The sequence below is a fragment of the Lactococcus ileimucosae genome (genome assembly GCF_943193185.1).
Classification (GTDB): Bacteria; Bacillota; Bacilli; order Lactobacillales; family Streptococcaceae; genus Lactococcus; species Lactococcus ileimucosae.
The window spans coordinates 1-19,201 of the sequence record NZ_CALPDE010000015.1; the positions used below are offsets into that span (position 1 = coordinate 1).

At 38.9% G+C, this 19,201-nt stretch carries 16 protein-coding genes, 3 pseudogenes and 1 other annotated feature; of the genes and pseudogenes, 2 read left to right on the top strand and 17 right to left on the bottom strand.

The annotated features are described in order from the left end of the window. The 5 genes and pseudogenes from NFR51_RS07350 to rpsB all read right to left on the bottom strand — a co-directional run. Nucleotides 1–379: pseudogene (locus NFR51_RS07350) on the bottom strand (hypothetical protein); the annotation flags it as partial. Further along, a pseudogene (locus NFR51_RS10855) lies at nt 372–772 on the bottom strand (DUF1310 family protein). The pseudogenes NFR51_RS10855 and NFR51_RS07350, both read right to left, overlap by 8 nt. Nucleotides 773–1,227: 455 nt before the next feature. After that, nucleotides 1,228–2,958 (bottom strand): septation ring formation regulator EzrA, encoded by a 1,731-nt coding sequence (gene ezrA, locus NFR51_RS07365; RefSeq protein WP_251713073.1) that lies wholly within the window; start codon nt 2,956–2,958, stop codon nt 1,228–1,230. A 223-nt stretch (nt 2,959–3,181) separates the two neighbouring features. Then, the gene (tsf, locus tag NFR51_RS07370; protein ID WP_251713074.1) at nt 3,182–4,210 is read right to left on the bottom strand and encodes a translation elongation factor Ts; all 1,029 of its coding nucleotides are present in this window, start codon (nt 4,208–4,210) and stop codon (nt 3,182–3,184) included. Between the two features lie 77 nt (nt 4,211–4,287). Then, on the bottom strand, nt 4,288–5,061 hold the full coding sequence (gene rpsB / locus NFR51_RS07375) for a 30S ribosomal protein S2 (RefSeq protein ID WP_251713075.1): 774 nt from the start codon (nt 5,059–5,061) through the stop codon (nt 4,288–4,290). 268 nt (nt 5,062–5,329) lie between these two features. On the opposite strand from rpsB, the gene NFR51_RS07380 reads away from it, so the two are divergent. Further along, on the top strand, nt 5,330–6,370 hold the full coding sequence (locus NFR51_RS07380; RefSeq protein ID WP_251713076.1) for a lactonase family protein: 1,041 nt from the start codon (nt 5,330–5,332) through the stop codon (nt 6,368–6,370). A gap of 155 nt (nt 6,371–6,525) precedes the next feature. Continuing rightward, nucleotides 6,526–9,225, top strand: a complete 2,700-nt coding sequence (gene adhE / locus NFR51_RS07385) for a bifunctional acetaldehyde-CoA/alcohol dehydrogenase (protein ID WP_251713077.1) — start codon at nt 6,526–6,528, stop codon at nt 9,223–9,225. Between the two features lie 28 nt (nt 9,226–9,253). Here the strand turns inward: adhE and NFR51_RS07390 are convergent, their stop codons facing one another. The 12 genes and pseudogenes from NFR51_RS07390 to NFR51_RS07445 all read right to left on the bottom strand — a co-directional run bounded on the left by NFR51_RS07390 (nt 9,254) and on the right by NFR51_RS07445 (nt 19,195). Continuing rightward, nucleotides 9,254–10,297, bottom strand: coding sequence for a SepM family pheromone-processing serine protease (locus NFR51_RS07390; protein ID WP_251713078.1), 1,044 nt, complete (start codon nt 10,295–10,297; stop codon nt 9,254–9,256). Beyond that, on the bottom strand, nt 10,287–10,784 hold the full coding sequence (gene coaD / locus NFR51_RS07395) for a pantetheine-phosphate adenylyltransferase (protein ID WP_251713079.1): 498 nt from the start codon (nt 10,782–10,784) through the stop codon (nt 10,287–10,289). Before coaD ends, NFR51_RS07390 begins: the two co-directional genes overlap by 11 nt. Next, nucleotides 10,774–11,313 (bottom strand): 16S rRNA (guanine(966)-N(2))-methyltransferase RsmD, encoded by a 540-nt coding sequence (gene rsmD, locus NFR51_RS07400; RefSeq protein ID WP_251713080.1) that lies wholly within the window; start codon nt 11,311–11,313, stop codon nt 10,774–10,776. The genes coaD and rsmD overlap by 11 nt, the downstream gene beginning before the upstream one ends. Nucleotides 11,314–11,406: 93 nt before the next feature. Then, nucleotides 11,407–12,756: a glucose-6-phosphate isomerase gene (locus NFR51_RS07405; RefSeq protein WP_251713081.1), complete on the bottom strand. Its 1,350-nt coding sequence runs from the start codon at nt 12,754–12,756 to the stop codon at nt 11,407–11,409. A gap of 145 nt (nt 12,757–12,901) precedes the next feature. Continuing rightward, complete coding sequence (locus tag NFR51_RS07410) at nt 12,902–15,544, bottom strand: valine--tRNA ligase (RefSeq protein ID WP_251713082.1); 2,643 nt, start codon at nt 15,542–15,544, stop codon at nt 12,902–12,904. A 90-nt stretch (nt 15,545–15,634) separates the two neighbouring features. After that, nucleotides 15,635–15,803 (bottom strand) — a binding site (T-box leader). Nucleotides 15,804–15,836: 33 nt separating this feature from the next. Further along, nucleotides 15,837–16,354, bottom strand: a pseudogene (locus NFR51_RS07415) (FBP domain-containing protein); the annotation flags it as partial. A 20-nt stretch (nt 16,355–16,374) separates the two neighbouring features. Then, nucleotides 16,375–17,010, bottom strand: a complete 636-nt coding sequence (locus tag NFR51_RS07420) for a DUF421 domain-containing protein (protein ID WP_202231131.1) — start codon at nt 17,008–17,010, stop codon at nt 16,375–16,377. A gap of 13 nt (nt 17,011–17,023) precedes the next feature. Beyond that, the gene (locus tag NFR51_RS07425) at nt 17,024–17,470 is read right to left on the bottom strand and encodes a DUF3290 domain-containing protein (RefSeq protein ID WP_251713083.1); all 447 of its coding nucleotides are present in this window, start codon (nt 17,468–17,470) and stop codon (nt 17,024–17,026) included. A gap of 256 nt (nt 17,471–17,726) precedes the next feature. After that, the gene (locus tag NFR51_RS07430; RefSeq protein WP_251713084.1) at nt 17,727–17,936 is read right to left on the bottom strand and encodes a hypothetical protein; all 210 of its coding nucleotides are present in this window, start codon (nt 17,934–17,936) and stop codon (nt 17,727–17,729) included. Nucleotides 17,937–18,084: 148 nt separating this feature from the next. After that, nucleotides 18,085–18,333: a DUF1912 family protein gene (locus tag NFR51_RS07435; RefSeq protein ID WP_251713085.1), complete on the bottom strand. Its 249-nt coding sequence runs from the start codon at nt 18,331–18,333 to the stop codon at nt 18,085–18,087. A gap of 2 nt (nt 18,334–18,335) precedes the next feature. Next, nucleotides 18,336–18,587 (bottom strand): MmcQ/YjbR family DNA-binding protein, encoded by a 252-nt coding sequence (locus NFR51_RS07440; RefSeq protein ID WP_251713086.1) that lies wholly within the window; start codon nt 18,585–18,587, stop codon nt 18,336–18,338. Nucleotides 18,588–18,676: 89 nt separating this feature from the next. Further along, nucleotides 18,677–19,195, bottom strand: a complete 519-nt coding sequence (locus NFR51_RS07445; protein WP_251713087.1) for a GNAT family N-acetyltransferase — start codon at nt 19,193–19,195, stop codon at nt 18,677–18,679. Between the last annotated feature and the right edge of the window lie 6 nt (nt 19,196–19,201).

Here is a 19,201-nt window from a genome sequence, read left to right on the forward strand (position 1 = left end):
GAGTTTGAGCTGTTGACTTCATTTGTCTCGTTGGGGGAAGTACAGCTTGCGGATGTTTAAAGGACTCCAGCACATTTTCTAGAATTTTTTTATTATTATCCCACCAATCTCGTTTTACCTCGCCAGGATTTTGAAGGGTTTTATCAATACCTGTAGAACCTTGGTTAAGAAAAGTTACGTTTTTAACATCTTCTGGTTTTTGAGTTTTAGGGTTACCATCTGTAATGATATAGGTTTGTTCGCCTGTTTTGGGATTGTTTATGACTTCGGAGACATAGCCTAGTTGTTTATCTTCTACAGAAATCTCATCTCCCACGGAATATTTTTTATATTCTTTATCTGCTATAATAACTCTTTCTTCATCCGTAAAATTAATCATTTTGAATTTCCCTTTTCAATTCAGATAAATTTTCAGATAAATCTACCCCTCCACATTTTAAATCTCCAGAGCGTTTATTTAAATCATATTTAGCTACCAACGTTTTATCATGATTAATTATTAGATTTACTAAAATCGAACCCATAGGACTATGTTCAATACTCTCATAGTCAATCTCGTAAGAGTTAATTTTTCCTTCAGATGTAAAGGCATGAGGATCTATTTTTTTAATGAAGATTCAAAAACTTCTCTTGCTTCCTCACTTTTTACCACACGTACCATCTCATTCTGAAACTGTTTCTTATCCATATAAAGTTTCCCTCCAATACTTAGAATAATAAGAAGAATTGCAGCAAACATAATACCTATTGACACTAAGGCATTCTTTTTCATATCTATACCTCTCCAAAATAGAAGATTACATCACAACAAAAAATTTGTTCTTTTTATCACACTTTTATTTTATCATTCTATTTTCTATACTGTCAATAAATTTAAGAACCTCAGAATCAATCAAACAGCTTATCCTGGAATACCTCTTAAAAAATACACAAAGTAAAAGATTGCTAAACAGTCAAAATTCAGCAACCCTTTATTTTATAAATTTTATGTGTACACACACTTCTTTCGATGCTTGGTTAATTTTTTGGTTAGTTTTAAATTTATTTTTTCAAAAACCCATATATACTAGGTTAACCCTTCTTTTTCGGATAAAGGCCTATTATAACATATTTCATACAATAACTATTTGTCTCTTTGTTCAGTTCTTTTGCTTTATTAGTAGACTGATTTTAAAAAAATTAAGGAAATTAAAAAACGTAAGCTTCCTTACGTTTTCTAATAAACCACTAACGATAATCTGGTTTTTCTTTATGATTATGATAAACATTAGCGATACGTTCAGCTGCACCGGGCTCCACCATCTCTAAGGCATTCGAGATTTCATTGAAGGCTCCATCATAGTTTCGGGCACGATCAAAAAGTTGCAAACTGCGAGCAATAGCACCAGCAACGCGCTCATCACTTGCCTTATAACGGTTCGCGTATTGCATCAACTGTTCCGCAAGAACGGCATGATCGACGAGGTCGTCTGTTGCATCCTTCAAAGCTTCCATATCCTGAGTAGAGGTATCAAGTTGATGATTAACAACATCAATATTGATACGTACTTTACCTAGCTCTTTGAACAGAGCCTCTAAACGTTCACTTGTAGCAAAAAAGAGATCTAAATAATCTTTTGGTAAGCCCGGAAGATTACGTTTTTCCACATAGCGCTTAATAATACGTAATTCTGAGTCAAAGTCATCCGCAGCTTCTTGGGCAGCTTTTTCTTGTTCACGTAAGTTAGCCAGCCCTTCACTGATGCTGATTTGATTCTTTTCAATATCTTCTAAGGCATCAATAATTGAATTTACATTGTTACCCAAAGCTGAATAAGGCTTTTGTTTTTCCTTTACAGCCTCTAACACACTGTCAACCTCTCCCTCCAAGATATCAAGGTGTTCTGAGTAACTACGCACGGCAGCCTTTTCATTATCAGAGAGCAAGTAGGACTGCATAGTATGATCAATCTCTAACAGAAGCGCTTTATTATTTGCACGCGTATGCTCAATATAGCTTTTAAGGATATTGACACGCTTTTCAACACTGCGGCGCGCTTTATATTCGCGCTCAAAGATGTCATATACACCATTTATACGATCATTGATTGAAGTGATACGTGCCTCAGTTGCCTCAAGTTCAAAACTGTCAAGAAGAGCTTTCGCTTCTTCTATATCCTTTTGAACAGCCTGTCTTTCACTCTCAAGATTAACACTTGGAGGAAGCACATAATCTTCTTCTTCAAATTTATGAATTGTTTCTTCTAAATCTTCAATTTGTTTTGGTAATTCTTTGTCTACAACAGCTAAAAGAGATGGGATTTTTTCAGTAATAGCACGCAAAGCAATGGTGTGTTCTTCTGCCGTTTCCAGCACTTCTGCTGCCTCAATCGGATCTCCTGTTGAGTTAAGCGTAACAAACTGTGAAAACTCTGTTTCAATATTTGCTAAATGACGATTAATTTCATCAATAACTGTACCGTATTTTTCTTGATTGTCCGTAATCTCATCGCGCAATGTTTCATATAAGTCTAAGGATTCTTGGATTTTTGTCGAATTACGTTTTTCTTGCTCAACCAACTCTGCCACACCTGCACGAATTGCTTCAACCTCTGACTCCATGACTTCGATCTGTGCTTCACTGTCGTCTGCTGACTCACGCGCACGGAAAAAATGGAAGGAATCATTCAACTGTTCAGCTTCAAAAATATGATTTTCCAAATCAGCAAATGAATCCGACGATAAATCAATCCATTTTTGATTCCATTCACGGAAAATAGTTTGCGACTGTCCAACTAAATGCATTTTCTTGACAGCATCTAATTCTTCTTGCACGGGTAAATCAAAAAGTAATTCCTTACGTTCTTCCAACTCAAGAATACGATTTTCTGTTTTCTTACGCATTACCATTGAAAAAACATAGAATCCAACGACAATCACTACGAGAACGCCCAAAAGAATAATTATTGTACTTGACATTATCTCTCCAAAACTTTAGGTAATTTTATCTTTTTATTTAAACTCATTTTTAAATACAAAGTTTCACTCTTTATTATAGCACATTATATTTGTTTTTACATCACTTTTCTACATTTTTTAGAATACATGCAATATAAGAATACTGCCCTGTCCAAGCCTACTTAGTCAAAGGAAGGGATAGAAAAAAGGTAGCTTCTCTAAAGCTACCCTTCCTTTTTACAAATTAAGCGAGTCCTGCTGCTTCCGCAACTTCTGCTGCAAAATTATTTTCAGCTTTCTCGATACCTTCACCAACTTCATAGCGTACAAAAGCTACTACTTTAGCACCTTTAGATTCAAGGAAAGCTTCCACAGTTTTACTGTCATCCATGATGTAGAGTTGGCCAAGAAGCGTGTATGCTTGGTCAACTTTAGTGTTATCAATGATGAATTTCGCAATTTTACCTGGAATAATTTTACCCAAGATTGCTTCTGGTTTACCTTCTGCCAAAAGTTCTTCTTTCATTTCTGCTTCAGCATTCGCAAGAACTTCTTCAGTCAATTGGCTGCGTGAACCATATGAGAGATGTGGAAGCATTGGTTTGTTTACCAATTTGCGGCTTTCGTTGTCTTCATCGATTTTGTGGTTCATTTTAGCTAACTCATCGTGAACAAACTCAGCGTCCAATTCTTTGTAAGAAAGAACAGTTGGGTTCATCGCAGCAATGTGCATTGCAACAGCTTTAGCAAGCTCTGCATCACCACCTTCAATAACTGCAACTACACCAATACGCCCTTGATTATGTTGATACACACCAAAAGTTTGAGCATCTGTTTTTTCGATAAGTTGGAAACGTCGGAAAGAGATTTTTTCACCAATTGTCGCTGTAGCTTGCGTGTAAGAATCTTCAAGGCTGACACCTTCTGCAGTTGTCAAAGCCAAAGCTTCTTCATTAGTTGCAGGTTTTTTCTCTGCAATAAGTTCAGCTGTTTCTTTAACGATAGCAACGAATTGTTCGTTTTTAGCAACGAAGTCTGTTTCTGAGTTCAATTCGATAAGTGCTGCAGTATTGCCGTTTACGGCGATACCTGTTAAACCTTCAGCGGCGATACGGTCAGCTTTTTTCTCAGCTTTCGCAATACCTTTTTCACGAAGGAGCTCAGCGGCTGCTTCCATATTTCCATCAGTTTCAACGAGTGCACGTTTTGCATCCATGATACCTGCACCAGTTTTTTCACGCAATTCTTTAACTTGAGCTGCTGTTACTGCCATTGTATAATTCTCCTAATTATTATATTTTATAAAAAAACAGGGAGGCGTAGGGCCTCGCCTGTATTATTCATTACAAATTATTTGCCTTCAACGATTTCAGCAAGTTCTTCAAGTGACTCTTCTGAAGCTGCAGTATCTTTTGCTGCAAGTTCTTCTTCTGCTGCATCTTCACCTTGACGTCCTTCGATGACAGCATCAGCCATTTTAGCAGTAATCAATTTAACTGCACGGATAGCATCGTCGTTTGCTGGGATAATAACATCGATTGGATCTGGGTCAGCGTTTGTATCAACCATAGCTACAACTGGGATTCCCAATTTTTGAGCTTCTTGGATAGCGATTTGTTCATTGTGTGGGTCAACAACGTACATCACATCTGGGATGCGAGGCATGTCAGCAATACCACCAATGAATTTTTCAAGACGTTCACGTTCTTTGTTCAAAAGAACAACTTCTTTCTTAGGTAAAACATCGAAAGTTCCGTCTTCTTCCATTTTGTTAATTGATTTAAGGCGTGCCACACGTTTTTGGATAGTGTTCCAGTTCGTAAGCATACCTCCGAGCCAACGGTGGTTTACATAGTATTGACCAGCACGAAGTGCTTCCTCTTTAACAGCTTCTGATGCTTGTTTTTTAGTCCCAACAAAAAGAACTACTGCACCTTCAGCTGAAGCGTTGCGTACATAGTTGTAAGCATCGTCAACAAGTTTAACTGTTTTTTGAAGGTCAATAACGTGGATACCATTACGTTCTGTGAAAATGTATGGTTTCATTTTTGGGTTCCAACGACGTGTTTGGTGACCAAAATGAACACCAGCTTCAAGAAGTTGTTTCATTGAAATAACTGACATATTAATGTCTCCTTTTAAAATAGTTTTTCCTCTTTTGACTGTCATCCAATACCGCTACACCTGTGCACTACGACATTGTCAGGTCAAAATGTGAGATTATCGCCCAAGAGCAACAGTAATATTATATACTAATCTTCCTCATATTGCAAGTCATCTTTTTTACTAAAGTTTCTCATGGGTGCATAAAACGTGAGAGATTTAACTTCCTGAAAACTCTCCTTTATGATAAAATAATTATACGAATATTAAATGTAAAAGGAGCTAAACTATGCGGGAAAAAATTCTAGTGGGTGGATATACTAAACGTGAATCAAAAGGAATATACAGTTTTGACTTAGATGTTGTCAAGGAAGAACTTTCTAATCTAAAGGAAGTTGCACATGTTCAAAATGCGACCTATATTACTCTAGATAAAAAGAAACAGCATCTCTATAGCTGTGCTGCAGATGAAAATGGTGGTGGTATCGCAGCTTTAGCTTATAAAAGGGGGAAAGCAGAACTTTTAAATTATGTTACAAGTGTTGGAGCTCCTCTTTGTTATGTCGCTGTTGACGATAAACGTGGTCTTGTTTATGGTGCCAACTATCACCTGGGAGAAATTCGCGTCTATAAAATCCAAAAAAATGGTTCACTCCTTTTAACGGATACCGTAAAACATACAGGAGAAGGCTCAAAAGGGCACCCAGGTCAAGAACGACCACATGTTCACTATGCAGATCTTACACCAGATGGTCGCTTGGTTACTTGTGATTTAGGAACGGACGAAATTACTGTTTATGATGTTGTCGGTGAAGAAGGCAAGCTTTCTATTGCTACCTTATATTGCATGCCTACCGGAACTGGCGTTCGTCATCTGACCTTCCATCCTAATGGTAAAGTTGCTTATGCTATTGGTGAATTTTCTTCCACTGTAACAGTGCTCAGTTACAATGAAGAAAAAGGACGTTTTGCAGCTCTAGAAACCCTCAGTACACTTCCTGCTGATTTTGATGGTGTCAAAAGTGCTGCTGCGCTACGCCTTTCATCTGATGGTGAATTTCTCTATGCCTCAAACCGCGGGCATGATTCAATCGCTATCTTCAGTGTTAGTCCTTTAGGAACAAAAATTACCTTGGAAGACATTGTAAAAACAGAAGGTAAGACACCGCGCGACTTTAACTTCAATAGCACAGAAGACTTTATTATCGTAGCCCATCAAGACAGTGATAACATTAGTCTTTTCCGTCGCAATCGCACAACAGGACTGCTTACGCTGAAACAAAAAGATTTTTACAGTCCAGAAGGCACTTGTGTCCTTCCTACCCTCTAAACCAGACCGCCAAATAAGGCGGTTTTTCTATCATTAAAATGTGAATATTATTTCGCCAACACAACATTGTACTTTTTTGCACAATACAATTTGACACAGCGTTCAAACTTTGTTAAAATAATAACGTGATAAATTTCACAAAGGAGAAATTTTATATGACAAGCCCAAAAACAAAGACGAAGAAAGAATTAACAGCAGCTGATAAGGCTGTACTCTTAGAAAAGGCAGAGCAATACACAGATGCTCTTGTGAAAAAGGCCCATCAAGCTGCCCTACAATTTGAAGGTTATACTCAGGTACAAGTTGATAAAATTGTTGCAGCTATGGCTTTGGCAGCCAGTGAACATTCTCTAGAACTTGCTCACGAAGCACACAAGGAAACCGGTCGCGGGATTGTCGAAGACAAGGATACTAAAAACCGCTTTGCTTCAGAATCTGTTTATAACTCAATAAAAAACGATAAAACTGTTGGAGTAATTAGCGAAAACAAAGTAAATGGTTCCGTTGAAATCGCGGCTCCTCTTGGTGTTCTTGCCGGGATTGTGCCCACGACTAACCCTACCTCAACAACTATTTTCAAATCACTTTTAACGGCAAAGACACGCAACGCTATTGTTTTTGCCTTCCATCCTCAGGCTCAAAATTGTTCTTCACATGCTGCACGTATCGTCTATGATGCCGCTTTGAAAGCAGGGGCTCCAGAAAACTTTATTCAATGGGTTGAAGAACCTAGTCTCTATAATACAACTGCACTCATACAGAATCCAGGTATTGCTTCAATCTTAGCCACAGGTGGTCCAGGAATGGTTAATGCCGCCCTGAAATCTGGTAATCCTTCACTGGGGGTCGGTGCAGGTAATGGTGCTGTCTTTGTTGATGCAACTGCAAATGTCGATCGTGCTGTTGAAGACCTCTTGCTCTCTAAGCGTTTTGACAACGGCATGATTTGTGCCACAGAAAATTCTGCTGTTATTGCTGAAGAAATTTACGATGAGTTTCTCGAAAAACTCCAAGCACACGGCGCTTATAAAGTACCTAAGAAAGACTATAAAGCAATTGAAAAATTTGTCTTTGTTGAACGTGCTGGTGAAGGCTTTGGTGTAACTGGTCCTGTTGCTGGACGTCCTGGTCCTTGGATTGCTGAACAAGCTGGCGTAAAGGTCCCTGAAGGTAAAGATGTCCTTCTCTTTGAACTTAATGAAAAAAACATCGGAGAAGCATTGTCCTCCGAAAAACTCAGTCCACTGCTGTCGCTCTACAAATCTACCTCACGCAACAATGCTATAGAAATCGTTCAAAAACTTTTAAATTATCAAGGTGCAGGACACAATGCTGCTATCCAAATTGGTGCTCAGGATGACCCATTTGTTAAAGAATATGCAGACGCTATTGGTGCTGCACGTATATTGGTCAACCAGCCTGATTCTATCGGTGGTGTTGGCGATATTTATACTGATGCAATGCGTCCATCATTGACGCTTGGAACTGGTTCATGGGGTAAAAATTCAATCTCACACAACTTGAGTACATACGATCTATTGAATATTAAAACAGTGGCACGTCGTCGTAATCGCCCACAATGGGTTCGTCTGCCAAAAGAAATCTACTACGAAAACAACTCAATCTCTTACTTGCAAGAAATGCCTGACATAAAACGTGCCTTTGTTGTCACGGATCACGGGATGTTGCAGTTTGGCTTTGTTGATCACATGCTTGAGCAACTCGCCGTTCGTGACACACAAGTTCAAACGACTATCTATGGTTCTGTAAAACCAGACCCTACATTGTCTCAGGCAATCGAGATTGCGCGTCAAATGGATGACTTCAAACCAGATACCGTTATCGCACTTGGCGGTGGTTCTCCGCTTGATGCTGCCAAAATCGGGCGTTTGATTTATGAATATTCTGTTCGCGGGGAGGTTGACCTTAATGATGATGTCGCATTGAAAGCCCTCTTTGAACAACTGGCTCAAAAATTCATCGACATTCGTAAACGTATCGTCAAATTCCCACATCAAGACCAAACTCAGCTGGTGTGTATCCCGACTACTTCAGGTACAGGTTCTGAGGTAACACCGTTTGCTGTCATCACTGATGATGAAACACATGTTAAATATCCTTTAGCTGATTATCAACTTACACCTCAAGTGGCCATTGTTGACCCTGAGTTTGTTATGACTGTACCAAAACGTACAGTTGCTTGGTCTGGTATTGACGCGCTTAGCCACGCACTAGAATCCTATGTTTCAGTCATGGCTTCGGATTATACTAAACCTTTGTCACTTCGTGCAATCAAATTAATTTTTGAAAATTTAACCACTTCTTACCACTATGACCCCTCAAAACCTTCCAAAGAAGGGCAAATAGCTCGTGCAAACATGCACAACGCTGCAACCTTAGCTGGTATGGCTTTTGCCAATGCCTTTCTCGGCATCAACCACTCCTTAGCGCACAAAGTCGGTGGTGAGTTTGAATTGCCACATGGTTTAGCTATTGCTATTGCTATGCCTCACGTCATCAAATTCAACGCTGTAACAGGAAACGTTAAACGTACACCGTATCCGCGTTATGAAATCTACCGTGCCCAAGAAGACTACGCCGAAATTGCGCGCTATATTGGTTTAACAGGTAAAGATAATGCCGAACTGGTTGACAAGCTCATTAAGGAAATCAAGAAGTTAACAGACAGCATTGATATTGATATCACACTTTCAGGTAATGGAGTTGATAAAAATCATTTGGAACGTGAACTTGACAAGTTAGCAAACCTTGTTTATGACGATCAATGCACACCGGGCAATCCACGTCAGCCAAGTATCGCTGAACTTAAAACGCTCTTACGAGACCAATATTAAACAAAAAAAGCTGTTCATAACAGCTTTTTTATTTTTCAAGATAATTAAGGGCATCTTGGATGGTCTTGACAGGTACGATTTTCATATCTGTATTCAACTTTTTAGCTGCTGCTAGAGCATCTGTATAGTTATTCGTTGTACCAGAGGCTTTTGTCTGTTCAGCTGTTTCATCTGGGCAGAGAAAGATTTTAGCCCCCTCTTGACTAGCTGTTGCAACCTTTTTATCAACTCCACCAATCTGACCGATACTTCCGTCTTCGTTTATCGTCCCAGTGCCTGCTATTTCTCTACCTCGCCGCAAGTCTTTGCCCGTAATCTGACTATAGATTTCCAGAGTAAACATCATCCCAGCGCTTGGACCACCAATTGAGCCTGCATCAATTTTCACTTGGGGATGAGTCACAACCTCTGTATGATCAACCAAGCCGATACCAATGCCTGTCTTGCCATTGCTCAACTTAATATATTTTCCAGTTGCTTCATGTTGGCTACCATCCATACGTGTATACTTAATCGTAACATTATCGCCCACCTTTTGTTGAGCCACATATTTTATCATGTCTGCTGAAGACTTGAATGTTTTACCATTAACTTCCGTTATCGTATCAGAAAGCTGCAGATCATTTTTAAATGTTGAATCCTCACTTATGCTAAGTACGTAAACCCCTTGGTACTTCATTTCATAAGGCTTACCTGCCAGCTTGAAAGCTTGATAAATCGCAGTATTCTGCGCAGTCTGCATATAAAATTGATTAACTAAGTCAAATTGTTGGTTGGTCAATCCCCCTGTCATTTCTTGACTGCTTAAAACAGTAGCAAAGGGGTTAGACATCGAATAAAGCATATTTGCCGCATTAGCTCGAACCATTTCAACCGTAGTCAGATAGAAATTTCCTTTATGTTCATCTTTTGTCCCTGAAACTTCAACCATTTGATTGACTGGTATTGCTCCACCTGGTTGCTCAATGTAATACGGCAGAGGGAAAAACAGCCCTACGATAAATATAAGCGGAATTCCTATAGATAAAAAAAGTTTGAGCTTACGTTTATTTTTTATATCTTTATTTTTCATTTGATTTTTTTCCATTCAGTGCTTCAATAACATTTTCTGGCAACCATCGGCTAAGGTCTTGGCCAAAATGATAAAGTTCACGCATCCGTGTAGAACTAATATTTTCGAGTTCTGGTTTTGCAGTCAATAGAATCGTTTCTATTCCCGTCATTTCACGGTTAAAGTAAATCATATTTTTCTCATAGTCTAAATCTACCGCATTGCGAACGGAACGCACAAGTGCCGTAACTTCAAGTTGCTTCGCAATGTTTACCGTCAAATCATTCGCATGTGCAATCACTTCTACATTGGTTAATTGTAGATCTGCCAAGGCTTTTTCGATGAGGGCAACGCGCTCTTCTAGGCTGAACAGAGGATTTTTAGCTTCATTTTTAAAAATGCCAATATAAAGCTTATCAAAAAGCTTGCTGGCGCGTTCAACGATATCAAGATGGCCTTTTGTGACCGGGTCAAAAGTCCCTGTAAATAAACCAATTTTATCTTTCATAGATGGTTACCTTCGAAATTCCATATACTTTCTCTTTACGCAAGGACAGTTGCCCAATTTTTTCTGGAAGGGAGACTCCCTTATCCGTTTCACAAACAACGATAACGTCATCTGCCAGCAAGTCTTTTTTCTGCATTTCTTCTAGATTAGCAACAATATTTTCTCTCGCATAAGGCGGATCTAATAAAACCAAGTCAAACTGTCCAGAAAGATGAGCTAAAGCACGCTCTGCTGGCATTTTGAGAAGTTGAAATTTCCCCTCTTCTTTTGTCATCTTGATATTTTCAGTGATAACCAACTGCGCCGAACGGTCTTTTTCAACCATTACAGCACTGTCCATCCCACGTGAGACAGCTTCGATAGCAAGTGAACCTGAACCTGAGAACAAATCCAGAACCCGCCCACCCTCAAAATAGGGACCAATCATATTAAAAATTGCACCCTTGACTTTATCCGTCGTTGGACGTGTTGTTTTTCCTGCCAATGTCTTCAGTGGCCTGCCACCATAATTTCCTGCTACAACTCTCATTGCTCTATTATAGCACATTGATAGAGTTCTTCCCCAAGGGCAGTAAAAAAGCCATAATTCAAAGAATAATGACTTTTTTAATAGAATCCTTCCTTATTTAAGACGTGCATTCAATTCGGCACTCAATTCTTCAAATCCTGGTTTACCAAGAAGTGCAAACATGTTACGTTTGTAAGCTTCCACACCTGGTTGGTCAAATGGATTGATACCGTTCAAGTAACCAGAGATTGCGATTGCAAGCTCGAAGAAATAGATAGTGTAACCCAAAGTAAATTCATCTTGCTCAGGCAAGGTAACAATCATGTTTGGTACACCACCATCTGTGTGAGCAAGGAGCACACCGTCAGCAGCTTTTTTGTTGACGAAGTCAACATCTTTACCTTGCAAGTAGCCAAGTCCATCAAGATCTGCTTCAAGCTCAGGGATGTTAATATTTTTGCGTGGTTTTTCCACACGGATAGCTGTTTCAAATACAGAACGTGTGCCTTCTTGGATAAATTGACCCAATGAATGCAAATCTGTTGAGAAGTTTGCTGATGTTGGATAAATACCTTTTTGGTCTTTACCTTCAGATTCACCTGCCAACTGTTTCCACCATTCTGAGAAGTATTGCAATGATGGTTCATAGTTAATCAGGATTTCTGAAAGTTTACCTTTACGGTAAAGGATATTACGAAGTGCTGCATAAGCATAAGCATCATTTTCACGTACGTCTGTGGCTGTATATTCTTTACGCGCTGCGTTAGCACCTTCCATAAGCGCTGTAATATCAGCACCAGATGCTGCGATAGGCAAGAGACCAACAGCTGTCAAAACTGAGAAACGTCCCCCAACTGAATCTGGCACAACAAAAGTCTTCCAGTTGTTTGCATCAGCATTAACTTTAACGGCACCTTTTTCTTTATCTGTTGTTGCATAGATACGTTTATTTGCTTCTTCACGACCATATTTTTTAACCAAAAGTTCTTCAAAGACACGGAAAGCAATTGCTGGTTCAGTTGTAGTCCCTGATTTAGAGATAACATTAACAGAAAAGTCTTTATCCGCAACATATTCTACCAAATCTGAAAGATAGCTTGAAGAAATTGAATTTCCTGCATAAAGAATTTGTGGCGCTTTACGTTCTTCTTTTGATTGAAGATTAACAAAGCTGTTGTTCAAGAAGTCAATTGCAGCACGGGCACCAAGGTATGAACCTCCGATACCGATAACAATAAGAACTTCTGAGTCAGATTGAATTTTGCTTGCTGCTTTTTGAATGCGTGCAAATTCTTCTTTGTCATAATCTTCTGGAAGATCTAACCAACCAATGAAGTCAGAACCCGCACCAGTTCCTTCACGAAGAAGTTTATCTGCGCCGTCAACTTGCCATTGAATTTCGTCAAGTTCTTTATCCGCTACAAATGGTTTCAAATTAGAATAATCAAATTTAATATGTGCCATCTTATCTCTCTCCTTAGAGTTTTTTCTTTGTTTATTTTATCACTTTTCCATGGGTTTAACAAGAAATGAAAATTTAAGATATTACCTGTCTATATAGCAAAAAGAAAAAGTTCCCATAATGAGGAACTTTTCCACGTCTCATAGTCTATTTTTGTAATTCTTCAATACGGGCTTGAGTGCTTTCAAACTTCTCTTGATAGTCCGCCAGCTTGGCACGTTCTTTGTCTACAACTTCTGCCTTGGCATTTGCCACAAATTTTTCATTAGAAAGTTTACGGTTAACCCTATCAAGTTCTTTTTCCCATTTGTCTAATTCTTTATTAAGGCGTGCAATTTCTTCCTCGATATTAATCAATCCTGCTAATGGAAGGTAGATTTCCGCACCAGTAACAACTGCTGACATGGCTTGTTCAGGCACTGTCACATCCGCTGCAATAGTTAACTCACTTGGGTTGGTGAAGCGTCTGATGTAAGCCGCCACCTTATTCAGGAAGGCTTCCTTGTCTGATTTGATTATCATTGGCACTGCTTTTGATAAAGGCGTATTCACTTCCGCACGGATATTGCGTACAGCTGTGATAATTTCAATCAGCATGGCAACACCTTCACCTACTTCTGCATCATCAAATTCTGGACGTACTTCTGGATATTCAGACACAACAATAGATTTACCTTCAGCGGTCGGAAGTTTTTCAAAGATTTCTTCTGTGAAGAAAGGCATGATTGGGTGCAAGAGACGGAGCACTTGATCAAGAACATGTACAAGCACTGAACGTGTGACGTCTTTTTCTGCTTCATCATCGCCAAACATTACTTCTTTGGTCAACTCAAGATACCAGTTAGCAAACTCATCCCAAATGAAGTTATACAGAATATGGCCTGCAACACCAAACTCAAATTTATCCATTTGTTCCGTAACACGCGCAATCGTATCATTCAAACGTGTGAGAATCCAGCGATCGGTAACATTACCTGCTGTTTTTGCTGCCACTTGGTCAAGATGAGCAGAAATTTCTTCTGCTGTGATATCTCCTGCATTCATCAAGATATAGCGTGACACATTCCATATCTTATTGATGAAATTCCAAGCTGCATCCATCTTGTCGTAGCTGAAACGCACATCTTGTCCTGGAGCTGAACCGTTGGACAAGAACCAACGCAAAGCATCTGCACCATATTTTTCAATCACATCCATTGGGTCAATACCATTCCCCAAAGATTTGGACATCTTGCGTCCCTCTTCATCACGAATCAAGCCGTGTATAAGCACATTATTAAATGGTGCTTTTCCTGTAAACTCAAGCGATTGGAAAATCATACGTGAAACCCAGAAGAAGATGATGTCATAGCCCGTAACCAAGGTCGATGTTGGGAAGTATCGTTGGAAGTCTTCTGCCTTTTCATCCGGCCAGCCCATAGTTGAGAAAGGCCATAAGGCGGAAGAGAACCATGTATCAAGTACGTCTTCATCTTGTACCCAACCTTCGCCTTCTGGTGCTTCTTCGCCGACATACATTTCGCCAGCTTCGTTGTACCAGGCAGGGATTTGATGTCCCCACCAAAGTTGGCGTGAAATAACCCAGTCATGTACGTTTTCCATCCATTGGAGGAAAGTGTCGTTAAAACGTGGAGGATAAAACTCAACCGCATCTTCTGTTTTTTGATTTGCGATTGCATTTTTAGCCAACTCTTCCATCTTAACGAACCATTGTGTCGACAAGCGTGGCTCAACCATTACACCTGTACGTTCTGAGTGCCCAACGGAATGCATCATTTTCTCAACTTTAACTAAGTTGCCGAGCGCATCTAATTTTTTAATGATGGCTTCGCGGGCTTCAAAGCGATCCATACCATTAAACTCGCCTGCCAGCTCGTTCATTGTACCGTCAGCATTCATCACATTAACTTGTGGCAAGTTATGACGTTGACCAACCAAGAAGTCATTAGGATCATGAGCGGGTGTAATTTTAACCACACCTGTCCCTTTTTCCATGTCTGCGTGTTCGTCACCAACAATAGGAATTTCTTTGTTAATGATAGGGAGAATAACACTTTGACCAATGTATTTGGCATAACGTTCATCTGCCGGGTTAACAGCAACAGCAGTGTCTCCAAAGAAAGTTTCTGGACGCGTTGTCGCTACTTCAAGCGCGCCTGAACCATCCGCCAAAGGATAAGTAATGTGATAGAAGGCACCTTCGACATCCTTATGGATAACTTCAATATCAGAGAGTGCAGTCATGGCCTTTGGATCCCAGTTAATGATAAACTCACCACGGTAAATCCAACCTTTTTTATAAAGCTCAACAAAAACTTTGCGGACTGCAGCAGACAAGCCTTCATCTAGAGTAAAGCGCTCGCGACTGTAGTCAACAGAGATACCCATTTTACCCCATTGTTGATGAATAGTTTCAGCGTATTCGTCTTTCCATTCCCAGACCTTGTCCAAGAATTTCTCACGGCCTAAGTCATAACGTGAAATACCCTCTTCGGCTAAACGCGCTTCCACTTTGGCTTGCGTTGCAATACCAGCGTGGTCCATTCCTGGCAACCAGAGCGTATCAAAACCTTGCATACGTTTTTGACGGATGATGATGTCTTGCAAGGTTGTGTCCCAAGCATGCCCTAAGTGGAGTTTCCCTGTGACGTTTGGTGGTGGAATAACGATACTGTAAGGTTTTGCTTTTTTGTCATCTGAAGGTGCAAAAACACCTTGTTCGAGCCATTTTTCATAGCGTCCTGCTTCGACTTCAGCAGGATTAAATTTTGTTGATAATTCTTCTGTCATTTATTTTTCCTTTCGGTATGAAAACAGTTGATAATGTCGAGGGAGAAGTGCAAGGGAGTGTCAATAAAAAATACCGCACCTAAACATCCAACATAGGACGCTCACGCGCGGTACCACCTAAATTCCTGCTTTTAAAAGCAGACACTTAATTTTATTTAACTGACTTCAATGCAACCTTCACAAGCTTCATCTGAAATCTCGCAGCGACCGATTTCTCTCTCAAAGATTAGACTTGTTACTCCTCATTTAGTGCTTTTATTCTATCAGATTTGTCCGTTTTTTGCAAGGTCGCTCAGCGTTCTTTGATTATTTCTAAGAAATGCTCTAAACCTTCTATTTTTTGCATTTGTCGATTGCAGTTCACACTATCAACACAGATATATGTGCCATTTTAGTATAGGTAGCCTCAGCCCTCTTTTAGTGGTTGCTAAAAACTGCGTCACTTGGCTTGTTTTTTGACAAATCGCACAAATATTTTTTATACTTCCTGATGTCGTCCCATAAAAACTCCGTCCGTCACTCGTCACAATATACTTGCGCTGACTAGAAATCTCCTTCCAAGCAAAATAGGTGAGTTCTTTCATATCCCAGCTTGCTTGTGCGGGAACTTTGAGCTTTTTAATTTGACTTTCAGAGGGTAAGACAAAAGCTTCAACTAAGTCTTTCAGGAGAAGTAACTCTCTCCGCTTGCTCTTTCGTTATTTTACTGTCCGCAAGTTTCTCTAAAAAGAGCTTGACTTCTTTTGCTTTTGAGAGCTCTTCTATTTCAGCTACAGTTTGAGCATAAACTGCTTCTACTGTAGCTTTATCAAGGAATAGTCTTTCCTTGACTAGTCGTTATAGCCATACAACTTAAGTTCTCCAGAGATATATTCACCTAAATATATCTCACCAATTTTGTTATAGCCTTGTTCTAAAATTTGCGATTCAACCCATTCAGCATTTTTATCAATAACTTCTAGAACATCTAGATTCACTTGACCATCTACAATAAGAGGATATTTAACATTTTCTTCTCCAAATTCAATTAATGTCAGCTGACCATTTTGTTCTAAAATAGCACGTTTCACATTATCAATTTTATAGATACCGTTGGAACGAAGTTTGAACATCAAATCATTAGCAGAAATACCATTTTTCAAACACTCCTCAACTCTGATATTTCCGTCTTTTATTAAGGTTAATGGGCGACCATCTACTAATAATTTTATATATCGATTATGTTCTTTTGAAAACTTTAAAATCAATACCAAAAGCGTCCAAATAATTAAAACAAGTATAAATTGTAAAACTGTAATAGAGTCATTATAAATAACTCCCCCAATTATTCCACCTAAAACATAATTTTGAACTTGATCCATTGCGGAAGCTGGCGCTAAATTTCCTTTTCCCATTATATTTATTTGGATAATAAGGCAAATAATACCTAAAGAGAATTTTAAAATTATTGAACTGTAAAGTAACATACCTTCTCACAATCTATTTTTTTATTTCTTTATTTTGGGGATTAATCAAATAACTTTCTACAAATGTATATGTTTTCTGATCAGGATTTAAGTTAACTGAGTAATATTTATCATCAATTTTTACAATTATTCCATCAGCAAATTGAGTAGAATTAACTAAAACCTTGTCTATATCAACCTTTTGATTTTTAGCTACATTCTCAACAAAAGCAACCATTTGCGAGGATTGGTTCTGTTTTGATTGAAATCCTCTATAATTAGAATATTGTATCCCTAGTTCTAAAATAATAAATAACAAAAGAATTATACTTAAATCTCGATATTTAGTTTTTATTTTGTGTCTAATATAAATACTGAATATAATGACGAGTACTGTAAGACTTGCAAATATAAAAATATATCTGATATAATCATTTATTCCTGATTGTGATTTCAAAAATTCGATATCATAAAAGTTCATAATACTGCTCCTATACGAAATTATTAAAATCAGCTCCTGATTTAAAATGCTTCAATTCTTCATTAGTAAATGCTTTATTCCAAAAATGCCCTATTTCTGTAATAAGGCATTTTTCTTCTCCCGCAAATTCGAACCAGCACAGTCCAAAGAATAGAGCTTTTGCCTTTTCATTGATGCTAGTAATTATTATGTATATCAAAAAAAGCAGCGTTAAAAGCGCTTAATCGGTCAGAAATAGCATTCAATAAGTTTTTAGCTAAAGCAATTTGAAGCTTATTTCCATTTTGAAAAATATCAACTGTTTGTAAAATCTGAAAGTAGAACTTAAAGCGGTAAGACTATCTTTTGAAAAAGGCCCTCTTTCAGCCTCTTCTTTATACACTTCAAGGAAATCTTGCGTTTCTAGCATATAAGTTTCAAATAGTTCCTTACTGAGCCGTTCTTCTCTTTCTTTTTTCTTTCTCACGACCAAGCAGAGAGTCTACGGATACGTTAAAAGGTCAGCCATTAAAGTTAGCTTTTTTGCTGTTGGCTGTTGTGCTTTCAATCGATATAAATAATTCCCTCCAAAGCCTGAGTCCTCGAAAACCCTTTGCGGTGATTTTCTTTGTTACTTAAAAAGTTTTTGTACCTAAGTCTGGTACATCGTGGAAATCTTTACCTGCTTTATAGTTTTCAAATTTCCCTTGAATAAATTGATAGGCATCGAGACGGCTTTCATAACGAATAGCCGCTTCTTTTGCTTCAATTTTTTTATCTTCATCCGCAATTTTTTCTGCGGCTTTCATTGCTAGTTCTGAAAGTTGAACCTGCTGGTCCACCCATTCACTGAAATCTTTTAAAAATTTTTCTTTATATTCCATTTTTATTCTCTTTTTGGCTTGATTAGACGATAACTGTTTTCAATCAGCTGTTTCGCTTGTTCCTCTGAAACATCACCACCAAAGTGGATGTCATTCCAGTGCGTTTTATTCATGTGCCAAGCCGGTCTTATTGAAGCGAAAGTTTCACGGAGTTCTTCGTTGACTGAGGGTAAACCTTTAACATCCAAAACAAGTTTGCCCTCACGCTCCGAGATATAAACAAAGGATTTTTTGTTTTTGAGATGCTTCACCACAACCGTAGCTGGACCTTTTTCCCTCTTTGCAAAGGGTGTAGAGGCAAATGTAGGCCCCCAGCGACAAACAAAACTCCACCCAGTTTTCTTTATTCATCTCCTTCTCCTAAAAGAAGTTGATAAGCGATGCGCTCTCCTTCGTAGAAAACCATTCCCCGCTTTTCAAAACCTTCGCGCTCAAAAACCGCCCGCATCACTGCATTGGCTGGATGCGTATCCACACGGAAGTCCTTATAGCCACGTGCCTGCATCAAAGTAAAAATGTTCGAAAAAAGATACTTTGTCAAACCCAGCCCACGATATTGGTCAGACAGTGCTAAACAATGAACAGTGACATAGTCCAAGCTGTCATTTAACCACTTGCCCTTATAAATTTTCGTGTATTGCGTATCTTCTCCGGTAATGACCGCACAAAAACCTGCAACTTCTTCGCCCACAATCAGAACGTAGCCCACATCTTTGTGAATAAAATTTTCAATGTCACTTTGTGCGGGATACTCTGCTTGCCATTGATCACTCCCAGATTTTCCCAGAAATTCTCTTGCCTGAACAATGATCGGCATAACGGATGGAATATCCGATAGGGCTGCCTTTCTTAAATAAATCATGCTTTC